Raw genomic sequence first — 11,857 nt, forward strand, 5'->3', positions numbered from 1 at the left:
TTGGAGACAAGGGACAGCCTGAGGGACCATGGTTTGAAGAAACAATTTATCGTCAACGCTGTGATATAGATGATCCTTTAATTATTGCTTTATGTGAGGCTGCATGCTCTGGAGTTAAAGCTCTTGGTATAAATATAGGTGCTGCCCATGTAGAGCTACGCCTAGATGCTCATAATTTACCTTATATCATTGAGATTGGCGCTCGTATAGGTGGATCGGGTGTCTCCCATTTTATTGTTGAGCAAGGTACAGGAATTTCATTTGCAAAACTCTGTATGAATGCCGCTTTAGCTGAACAAACCCCAGACCTTCCCGATATACTCCCAGCTGAAAAAGTGGCGGCAAATTATATTATTCCTCTTCGTGGTCATGGACGGTTTTCTGGATTTTTAGGTCTCGATAAGGTTGCACAGCATCCTCAAACCGCCAGAACTATCATTTTCTTTGAAACCAATCATCTTTCACCACCTCCACCAGCATTTGGTGGATATCCTGGTTTTATTTTCTCTGTTCATAACTCAAACGAAGAAGCACGCAATTACCACAAATGGCTCGATGACACCTTAAGCATCATATGGCAAAACATTGATTTATAATGATAATTTATCTTTATTCATATTGAATAAGAACCCCGATATTGTAGGATTTTCTCATTTTAATCTGTTTATCAGATGGACAAATTTTTTAAAACATTTGAGAAATGCTATAGTAGATAAAAATAAATCAACATGATATTTTCATATTTATTAAAGCACATGGTACCATTATTAAAAAATTCTGCACAAACAATGGTTTTAATTCCGATAGTAGAACAAGACTTCGAAAATCACATTTATTATTTTTAAAAAGATTGCTTAAAAATGATAGCGCAATCCACCAGAAAAACGAACTCCAGAAAAACCAGCCTTGGTTAACCTATGCTGATAGCTAAGATCACTGTGAAGTGTAACTTTAGAAGAAAACTGTGAATTGACACCCAAGCCAACTTCTAAGGAAGAACCAAAAGAACTCAACTGAAAAACATCTTTAAAATGAACAAATTGTTCTTTACCAAAACAATGAGCAAGATGAATATTGCCATAAAAAGAAATGATACGATCCTTTTCAGAGGCTGTAAATGTTTTACTTAAACGCCCACCAACACGCATAAACCATTGATCTATTTTTTTCATCTCAACATCAAATCCATCAATATCACGAAACTTATCAAATTGAAGATGTTGATAAATAAGCTGAAGTTGCGGATCAAAAATAAGATCTTTATATCCTGTCATAGACACTTTACCAGCAGAAAACGACACGTTCAAAGGATTTGCTTTTAATGTCGCCGTCTTACCCCAAACACGGCTACGCACATCCCCTTTAAACAAACCATAAGATAAAAAACTATCTATATAAAAATCAGTGTAATGTTTCACACTAGCATATGCCGTAAATGACCATTTATTAAATGTACTCTTTTGACTTTGTTCCACGTTATGAGGTTGTAAGGAAAGCTTTCCATAGGTTCCCATAATCCCAAAAGATGTCGTACTATATGCACGCTCTATTGTTTTGAGCAAAATATCTGTTTTTATAGCGTTATAATCAACATGACCATCGTACCCATATTTAAGTGTAGAAAGATCTGAGACATAACGATAACTCCCACCATAACCGTGGACAGATAAAGCAAAGTTCCCTTCAACTTTTAATAATTTACGAGGAATAGACCGCCTAACTTGCAACTGCTTTTGTTGATGACTAATATCCATGAGCCCAACATGAAACAACGCATTTGGTAACAAAAGATAGGTCGGAACTTGTGGAACAACCTCTCTGACCTTTAACTCAGAAGGGGGAATAGCAGACACCTCTAAAGCAGGCTGAATATATTTACTTTCAAGGCGAAAATCCCAAAAATCTCCATCTCCTTCAACCAATCTTTGAGAAGTTTGTGCATTTCCAAGAGCAGAAGCTGGACCATAAGCATGAAGATAATATTGGTAAGGCAAACCCTCTAATGCGATATAAGCACGATTTAACTGAAAAGAATCCTCTGCCGCTTTTCCAGAAACCTGAATAAGTGAAATACTATGAGCATTTTCACCGGTTGCTATCTCACCCTGATTTCCTGCAACAAATTGCACATAAACTGTTGTTTTTCCAGAAACATCACCATGTATTAAAAGCCGATCAGTTTTTGTATTATCGAGCAAACCATCACTACTGAGATGCGTATTGAGATAAATATCTGCCCTATCTTGCGCACTATAAACTTCTTTTTCTCCCTTCCCAATATGAAGTGTCTGATACTCCTGAAACATTGGAGTCTCAAAAGCAATAAAACTATCAGAAACTTTCACAAATGAAATAGACGAACTTGTACGGTTTGCAACTTGCAAATCGATCTCTCTTCTTTTTGTCAAAAACCATTTTGATCCCCCTGTTAAATAAAGCTCAGCAATAGAATCATCGGCAACACGAGTCCCTCCTATCAATGAAGAAGAATTAGCCAAAATCGCTACACTTCCCCCTTTTTCAGCTGTTAATAATAAGTCACCAAAAATTTTTGTACCTTCTGTTACTCCAATATAAATACGACTGTTATGACTATGAACAGCTGTCCCATCTGGAACCTCAAAAATCGTCCTTTTCAAAAAGACAAGCCCCTGTTCATACGCATCATTTTCCTCATCCCTCTCAAAATACATACCATGTTTGTTACCTATTGCTTTAATTGTTGAATCTTCAATATTAACCCGCGAAATTAAAATATTTCCTTCCCTGCCGTTATTGGATGGCGTGTTAGAATCTTGTCCAACTGTTAAAACATGAACATCCGTAGAAATAATATTCGTATTTTTTACATAAACAGAACCCTGATGTTTTACATTGAAAACTGTATGTGTAATTTTTTCATTTGTATTTTCTTTGTCTTCTGTTTTTTGATATTTTGAAGCAATGGTAACACCATCTAAAGTCGCACTCCCCCCTCTCCCCACATAAAGCGCAGCAGCATCATTCACATCAATAAATCCACTTTTCATCTGAATACCCGCATCAGCACTAACGAAAAGAGCACTCTCTTGACCGATACCCAAACCTTCCACTTTAATTTTTGTATTCGTTAACGTAACAGATGCTCCTCGCTTCTCTGCATAAGCAGCAATCTGAAAAGCCTCAATTGTTCCACGATCAACCTCAATCATTCCATTATCAGCTTTAAGACCTATTGATACATTTTTAAAAGCTGAATCGCTCAAAACAATTTTTCCCCCTCGTGATACAAAAACACCATAAATATCTTCTATACCCGCAGTCCCTTCAACCTCTACACGCGTTGCCTGAATAACTGTATTTGGCTCCTGCACTACTATAGCAGCAGGTAACATGAGAGAACAATCCTCCCCATTCGTTTCTTTAACAGGCGCCGTGAATTTATATACTTTATCACTAATTGTATGCTTTGAACCATCACTGCATTCATAAGGTAATTTGTTTTTGTCACATGACAGTGATGTATATGAATGAGAATGTGCCTCAATATTTATATTTAACAAAAAAGAAAAAATAGCTGCTGTAAAAACGCACGAATACAAGTGATTGTTAGATACCTTGATTATCATTGTTTTTCAAAACTTTCTTTTTTCAACAAAAACAAAAAATGCTGGCAAAAAAATAAACCACAAATTAAACACAACAAGAATAAAACAAACAAAATTATTTTATTTTTCATGATAAAATCATAGCATTCAATAATATGTTTTGTGTTTTATGTAAAGAAAGAACAAAAAGTTTAAAAATACCATTTAGGATGAAAATCCCTTTAAAGAATGCATCTCAAAAACCGCTGGAAACTGTAATTACAAAAGGCCAAAAAACCAATCTTAAAAAAACGTAAAAAAATGCGAATTTTGAAGAGATATAATATTCAATTTATCTCACCACCAAAAAATAAAAATACAACAAAATGAGAATAACTTCTAAGATTAAACGATTAAAACGTTTTAATAAAACACAGAACAAAAAGATACAGTATACGAAATCTATAACCGCATCATCTCTTCAACTACAACAAAAAAACAAGAAATTGCACACTAATGTATAAGCTAATGTACACAATTTCTATATTAAAAATGCTAGATATCTAACAAAGAAATTTGAATAAATAAAAAACTTCTCCTAATACCCTATCATCAATGATTTGAATTAATAAATGTAATATTTTAGATCTTTTGATAAAATCTAAAATACAGTAAAACACTCACCATTCTGAACTTAAAAAACACCAAAATAAAATTTCATCAAAATTAGCTCTATGAAAGCTATCTGTTTATTATCGTTAAAGAAGATATTTTAGCAAAGCTATTATTTGCCATTCTTTATATTGAATAAATTTCTCTAAACAACAACTCACTATCCTCCGCTAGCATCATCTGACAACAACACTATTGCCAATCTCGTAGCTGATGAATATAACTACATTAGAGACAAAAGAGCTATATTTCTCTCTTCTCCCGTTTAATATTTTTATTTAATTATTGCTTTAAAAATTAACGTTCTACTGTTGATGATCACTTGTGCAAAGCTTTTTTTATTTTCTGGCGCTTTTTATCATTTTCAAAACGTAACATCAAATCTCGCTCTTGTTGTGTCGAATTGGTTACACCAAAAGTATCATTGTCCATAACCTGCTGATACCCTGCTACCATTAAATTGACTAAAAATGAATCACTTCGCGGCGTTGATGAAAAATAGATTCCCTTTGAATCTTGTAATTTGTACCGATAACCTGCTTTAGTCATGCACTCATAAACTGCTGCAAAATCACTTGCACGCGAATCCATATTTTTAGAAGAAGCGTAGATTGGTTTCCAACCACATTTTGACAGTGCTTGTTGGACCATAGACTTACTGACACCAGACTTTTCCCATAATTCTAACGTCGATGGGGGAGGTTTGCTAATACACCCAGCAGAGCTTAATAAAATTATAGCAATCAATAATTTCAATGTTTTTTTCATTTCCCCCTCCGTCAATATTTACGATAGAAAGACTGATAAGTCTTCTAATATTTTCTCACACGCAAGATGACTTTTGTTAGCATATAGATATTGAAGAAACAATCCCACCCCCCATGCAAAAACAAGAATGGAAGGATTTTTGATTACAGCAGCCTCAATACTTAAGGTTGACATTCAGGTTGTTCTTTATGCTCTTCACAATGAGGACTATTCAAACGCCTCTCTACACTTCGCTGAGGAATAACTGCATCAGGCTGACAAATTGGAAGATTTTTATATTTCTCACACCACTTCATTCTTCCCAATTTATCTTGGAAACCTGCTTGGATCATACATGCATTCACAGACTCCTCAGCATTGAATTTCTCATCAGTACTTGTTTCTGTATCAAGACGACCATCAAGATGCTGTATTCCACATTCTAACAGAGCTTTTTTGATCTCAAGCTGATCAGCACCTGATTTTTCCCATGCATCTACAGCTGTTCGAGAAGGCTGCTCAGGGTAGCATCCAGCCATAACAAATAAGGTTATCCCGCTTAATAATTTTAAAATCTGCTTCATTTTCCTATCCTTGAGTAATTTTGATATTACGAAACAATCTATAAATTATTTTACATGCTGTTTTTTATTTCCAAAACAATGATGAACATTATCAACCTATATTATTTTTATCTTTCCGAAGATTATGCCATAATTATTATATCAAAAATACGGTAAAATTATTACTAAAATCATCTATCTATCAACGATATGCTTATAATTATTATCAATATTTTGATTATAACCAAAATAGATATTTCATATTATTGCGCCAACAGTTGTGGTACCCATAAATAAATAGCATTGACATGCTGAATTAAGCCCCCCGCGTACGGGTATGAGAAACATGAAGGTAGGGATTGTGATCGTCACAAACAGCAAGACTTAAGGTTTGCATTCAGGTGCATTTTTATATTTTTTACAAAAAGGGCTGTTCAAGCGCTTCTTGACACTGCGCCTCGGGATGACTGCGCCTGAACGACAAATCGGCAAGTTTTCGGCTCTAAAAGTATAACATGGTCCACCCGCTCTTGCTACCTCTTCATCTTTATAGCGGAAACCTGATTGAAGCATGCAAGCATAAGTTGTTGCTTTTGCATTGATGCTCTGCTTTCTGTTTTCTGGATCGACATCATAAGGAGTTGGCATACCACATTCTAACAAGCCTTTTCCTATCTCTGTAAAATCTGCTCCTGGTTTTTCCCAAGCAGTCAAATATCCTGAAGGAGGCTTATTAAACTGACATCCAGCTATACTTAACAAAGTTACAGCACTTAATAATTTTACGATGTGTTTCATTTTTTACTCCATGATCTAATTCAAGGCTTTTGTTCTAAATGAGATGTGCCATAAAATTTTTGGCATTTTGGACCCGCATCTCCAAGACAGGTATGGGGATTTATGGGATTTGTAGCCACTCTCTACCATTCTATCCAAACGTTACTGCCAGCAGGTATCGTTTCGTAGGTATAGCCATTACCGCCAATAATTCTGCTTACAAAGTCAAATTTATTCCCATCAAAACCTGTTTCATGCGTCTGTGAATGGCTGCTATGATGGTCTGTCATGCCAACAATCGTCATACTTTCCCCCATTACATTGATATCTTGACCAGAAATCAGATGAGAAGCAATAATCGTAGCATCTCATTGTACATCCATATCAACATTGCCTGTTGCCTCAAGGATAGAGAGAATTGTTGTTGTGTGTGTTCAGAGCTATTGGAAGATTTCTCGTGTAAAAAGCCACTTTCCGATGATTTTTTTGCTGGTTGTAGTGTTCTTGAGCGCCTTTTATGGTAATACCGAATAATTTTGCACCGAAATACAGTTGCGGAGTGCATTTTGTCCGCCTCCACTTGTGATAAAAATTACTCTTGTATCAATATTAAAAAAATAAGTTTGATCCTTCCTCTTGTGAGAGCAATAAGAATCGTAAAACTGTCACACGTTCATTGTTCTCTTTAATTTACTCTTCTATGAGATTTTATTGTAATACCTTGCTGCTGTTTATTAAAGTTTTTGTAAAAACAATGATACAATGCCTCATGTAACTTTGTTATCCACTATTTTCTACCAACGCCAATCCTCTTTGAGAAAAAATACATAAAGAACTTTATCTTCGCTTCTAAAAGCAATAGTAATTTTCTAAACAACAAAATTTAAACAACCAATTTTTTAAAGAGCTAAAAAACAATTCTTACAATAACTTCTTTCGTGAAACAGAACTTCATTAATACGTTTAGAAAAAGATATCTGCCTATAATCATGTATCTGGTAAAATCTATTTGCACTGTTAGGCATTTTAACCTGAAAGACTTATATTGATGGCACAGCTCACCATCAAAAAAACGCCTAATATTTATATGATTTTGTCGTTACCGTAAACAATGGTTCACAAAAACTTCCAAAGCAAAATAATAACGAGCAGATTTTTTCAATCTAGATTGTTCTAACCTTTAGAGAAAACAATCAAACACCTGTTCTCCTGATGACATCAGCTATTTGTTTTGAGTTTTTTCTCTATTCACATTTTATTCAGCTTCTTTTGCTTAAAATTATAAAGTTTAAGTGCATAGAAACAAATAACAAGCCAAGCAATCCAAATAACACCTATAATTAAAACTGGTCGTGTCTCATCAAAATACCATAGGAGAATAAAAATAAAAACCATAAATAAAATAGAAAAAATCGATCCTATTGGCCAAAATGGAATGGGAAATTTTAAACCATTCTGAGCTTCTTTAGGCATCTTAATTCGCATAAAAAATTGTGAAAGTAGAATCATCATCCAAACAAAAACTGTCGCAAATGTTGCCATTACAGCAATAAGAAAAAAAAGCTTTTCATGATAAAAATAATTAAGGACAGCACCAAGAAGAAAAATACCGAAGATCATCAAAATAACAAAAACTGGTATACCGTTTTTTGATAAATATTGAAACTTTTTTAAAGCATAACCTTCCTGCGATAAACCATGGATCATACGACAAGCACCATACATTCCACTATTCATTGCTGAAATAGCCGCTGTAACAACAACAATATTTAAAATATTTGCTGCATATGAAATCCCAAGATTTTCAAAAATGGATACAAAAGGGCTATCCATGAGACCAATCTCATTCCAAGGATAAAGAGACATTAAAATAGCTAACGTCATGACGTAAAAAAGCAAAATACGAACTGGAGTAGAATTAATTGCCTTTGAAATCGTTTGATGAGGGTTTTGAACTTCCATAACTGCCATGCCAATGATTTCTATGCCACCAAAAGCAAAAACAACAACACTAAAGCAAGCTAAAAAACCAAACCAACCATTGGGAAAAAGTCCACCATTTTTCCATAAATTATGAACAGTAACGGTAGAAAAATCTGCACCTTCACCCCACCCCCAAAAAATAATTGCTATTCCTAAAATAATCATCGCAATGATAGCGATAACTTTAATAGAAGATAGCCAAAACTCTAGTTCACCATAGACTTCTACAGCCGCTAAATTAATACCTGTGATGATTAATGTAATACTCAGTGCCCATACCCAAGGAGCAACATCAGGATACCAAAACCCCATATAAGTCGCAAAAGCTGTAATATCAGCCAAACCAACAAGAATCATCTCAAATACATATGTCCATCCCGTTAAAAAACCTGCTAATGGTGATATATAATTTGCCGCATAACGAGCAAAAGAACCAGGCAATGGATTATGAAGTATCATCTCTCCTAGAGCCCGCATAACCATAAAAATAGCTAAACCAGCAATACAATAGGCAATCAAAACACTGGGACCCGCAAGCTTAATTGCCTGTGCAGACCCATAAAAAAGACCTGTTCCAATAGCAGAACCAAGAGCTAAAAAAATAACTTGGCGCTTACTCATCCCTCTTTTCAGTTCATTTATTGCCATTTCTTTCCTTACTTTTTGAAATGCTGACAATCCACACCACGATAACAGCTCTATGAGAAATAAAGCCTCATGTTTCTTTCACAAATATATTTCAAAAAACATCGAAGACCAGCCAGTCCAACACTTTGCTCTAAACAATGAAAAAATACTTTTATTGCGAATTATTCAGCTTTTATAGCCTACAATTTCGTATTATTTTATTCAAATAAAGTGATAATGAATTTTTTCATAATTGTCATTTAATTCATTTCGTATTCTCTAGTTTTTTACAGAGAAAATTAACCTTAATGTAATCTAAACTTTTAGGCTTCTATTTCAGTGCACTGAAATAGAAGCCTAAAAATTCATAACAAACACATTAACTATGCATACAATTAATTTTTTGTTACTTTAAGCCAACTCTCTTTGAGCTTATAAAAAAACTTTTTACGCCAATTGAATAGCTCAATTAATGATAATACGAATCTCGCAAGTTTTCAAAAGTATGAGAAAGTGTATCTACAACCCATCTTTTAAGGACTCCAGCTGCCTTAACGACAAGCTTTCCAATGAAAAAAAAATATACGGTAAAAAGAGCATCTTTGATTGTTGGTCCGATGATAGCGTTCTCCTTACCTCTGGGAATTTGCCCTGATATAGCAATAAAATCTTTGTTTTTCGCTGAAATAAGAGGCTCTTTCTCTTGGGCCACTATCATAATGAAAACTTCCTCTGGAAAGCTACCTCTCCTAAAATTTGCATGAATCTCAAGAATTTGAGAGAAAAAAAGAACTGTTATTGAAACACATAATTTAGCACTTTTAAACATTCCTTTCTCCTTTTTTATTTTAAATATCAAAAATAAACTATAAAATTCATAAAGTATTAACAAATAAGAATAATATAAAATAAAACTTTTATTTTTACTCGATACAATACATATATTATAATTTATATTTATATTTATAGAAATATAATATCACGAATATATAATTCGTGGATATTATTTAACTTATATTAAAATTTCTGATATAAATCAGAAAATATAGGTGCTTTAAGTTTATAGTTTCTATAAAATAACATAATATCTAGTTAACTACAAAAATCAGATATATACAGTAATAAATATATGATTTATTAAATAATTCAAATATTGTATCGCTCCTCTATATTTTCATATGAGAAAGTTTTAAAATTCAATATCCGCCCTTCAGCATTGACCTTCAAACAAATACTATTGAAAACTTAATGAAGGAAAAATTGTTTCTGGTAAAACAGATAATAAGTGCCCTTCACGCACAAGTATATGTGCTTGATGAAGATCTGGAGCCAGATAGCGATCTTCCTTAAGAGAAGCAACATTTTTTCGTAGACATTCCATAACGGATTGCAAAAAAGTACTTGTTTTTAAAGGTGCACGATATTCAATTCCTTGTGCTGCAACAAGCGTTTCAATGCCAATAAGTGTAAAAAGATTTTCGCTCATTACCAATAACCGACGCGCTCCATGGCAAGCCATTGAAACATGATCTTCTTGATTGGCAGAAGTTGGGGTTGAATCAACGGAAGCAGGATGGGCCATTTGCTTATTTTCAGACATTAAAGCTGCCGCTGTTACTTCAGCAATCATAAAACCTGAATTAAGACCCGCATTATGCGCTAAAAAAGCTGGAAGTCCATAAGAAACTGCTGGATCAACCATAAGAGCAATACGCCGTTGAGAAATAGATCCTATTTCACATAAAGCAAGAGCAATCTGATCAGCAGCAAACGCTACAGGTTCAGCATGAAAATTCCCACCTGATACAACTTCACCATTCCTTAAAATCAATGGATTATCTGTAACAGCATTTGCTTCAATAATCAGTGTTTTTGCTGCTGCCAGCAAAATATCAAAACATGCCCCCATGACCTGTGGCTGGCAACGTATACAATAAGGATCTTGTACACGCTCATCCCCCCGTAAATGTGCTGCACGAATTTCTGAATCCTCTACAAGCTTTTCTAATGTTTTCGATACAGCAATCTGCCCATAATGTCCTCGTAAAATATGGATATCAGGATGAAATGGCGCCGTTGATCCCATGATAGCATCTGTCGTCAAAGCCCCTGCCAACAATCCACCACACAATGCCCGATAACCTCGAAAAAGACCAGCAAGTGCAAGGGCTGTTGATGTTTGAGTTCCATTAATAAGAGCTAGACCTTCCTTTGCCTCTAAAATAATAGGGGACAATCCCGCTTTCTCTAATGCAACCGCCCCACTCATACGAATATTTTGAAAAAATGCTTCTCCTTCTCCCATCATAACAGCCGCCATGTGAGCAAGTGGAGCTAGATCACCTGAAGCACCAACAGACCCTTTTTCAGGGATGACAGGAATGACGCCCTTTGCAAGCATATTTTCCAGCAAATTTACCAATTCTAGACGAACTCCTGAAGCCCCTCTTCCTAAAGAGATAAGCTTTAAGCTCATTATCAAACGCACAATATTTTCAGCTAAAGGCTCTCCTACCCCACAACAATGGGACAAAATAAGGTTTCTCTGTAAAACAGCGACATCGTCCGCATCAATTTTAATGGAAGCCAACTTCCCAAAACCAGTATTAATACCGTACACAGGCTCACTTCCAGCAGCAATTTCAGCAATGCGCTGAGCCCCTTTCTCGATAGCTAAATGCGTGTCATTATGAAGTTTACTCACTTCACCATTAAAATAAATAGCTGCAAGCTCACTAAGCGTCACCTCGCTCGGTTTCAGTATAATAGTCATAATCTACTTTCTTTTTTTTATCAAAGTATAACGTTTAGCATTATTGATCCTTCTATAAAACAAAAAAAACTATAACGACTCTTTAAAGCGAGAATGCTTTCTTAAAGGTATTCCTTACAATGGAGTTATTATCCAAAAGTAGAATAGTT

At 34.8% G+C, this 11,857-nt stretch carries 8 protein-coding genes and 1 pseudogene; 1 reads left to right on the top strand and 8 read right to left on the bottom strand.

Translation table 11 applies throughout. The annotated features are described in order from the left end of the window. A pseudogene (locus ACFIL8_RS01760) lies at positions 1-596 on the top strand (hypothetical protein); the annotation flags it as partial. Positions 597-854: 258 nt separating this feature from the next. On the opposite strand, the gene ACFIL8_RS01765 reads toward ACFIL8_RS01760, so the two are convergent. The 8 genes from ACFIL8_RS01765 to hutH form a co-directional block, all read right to left on the bottom strand. Further along, positions 855-3,608 carry an autotransporter outer membrane beta-barrel domain-containing protein gene (locus tag ACFIL8_RS01765; RefSeq protein WP_375629038.1) on the bottom strand — a complete coding sequence of 918 codons (2,754 nt, stop codon included), beginning with the start codon at positions 3,606-3,608 and terminating at the stop codon, positions 855-857. Between the two features lie 948 nt (positions 3,609-4,556). Beyond that, positions 4,557-5,006: a hypothetical protein gene (locus tag ACFIL8_RS01770; RefSeq protein WP_375611505.1), complete on the bottom strand. Its 450-nt coding sequence runs from the start codon at positions 5,004-5,006 to the stop codon at positions 4,557-4,559. 161 nt (positions 5,007-5,167) lie between these two features. Then, positions 5,168-5,569 carry a hypothetical protein gene (locus ACFIL8_RS01775; protein ID WP_375613121.1) on the bottom strand — a complete coding sequence of 134 codons (402 nt, stop codon included), beginning with the start codon at positions 5,567-5,569 and terminating at the stop codon, positions 5,168-5,170. 363 nt (positions 5,570-5,932) lie between these two features. Then, positions 5,933-6,346: a hypothetical protein gene (locus ACFIL8_RS01780; RefSeq protein ID WP_375613122.1), complete on the bottom strand. Its 414-nt coding sequence runs from the start codon at positions 6,344-6,346 to the stop codon at positions 5,933-5,935. A 122-nt stretch (positions 6,347-6,468) separates the two neighbouring features. Then, complete coding sequence (locus tag ACFIL8_RS01785) at positions 6,469-6,630, bottom strand: hypothetical protein (protein ID WP_375613123.1); 162 nt, start codon at positions 6,628-6,630, stop codon at positions 6,469-6,471. Positions 6,631-7,573: 943 nt separating this feature from the next. After that, positions 7,574-8,956, bottom strand: coding sequence for an amino acid permease (locus ACFIL8_RS01790; protein ID WP_375688796.1), 1,383 nt, complete (start codon positions 8,954-8,956; stop codon positions 7,574-7,576). Positions 8,957-9,404: 448 nt separating this feature from the next. Then, positions 9,405-9,794, bottom strand: a complete 390-nt coding sequence (locus ACFIL8_RS01795) for a hypothetical protein (RefSeq protein ID WP_375632399.1) — start codon at positions 9,792-9,794, stop codon at positions 9,405-9,407. 375 nt (positions 9,795-10,169) lie between these two features. Next, entirely contained in the window at positions 10,170-11,708 is a 1,539-nt protein-coding gene (hutH, locus tag ACFIL8_RS01800) for a histidine ammonia-lyase (RefSeq protein WP_375629031.1), read from the bottom strand. Between the last annotated feature and the right edge of the window lie 149 nt (positions 11,709-11,857).

Origin of the sequence: Bartonella sp. AP57NXGY (genome assembly GCF_042195805.1) — a bacterium.
Classification (GTDB): domain Bacteria; phylum Pseudomonadota; class Alphaproteobacteria; order Rhizobiales; family Rhizobiaceae; genus Bartonella.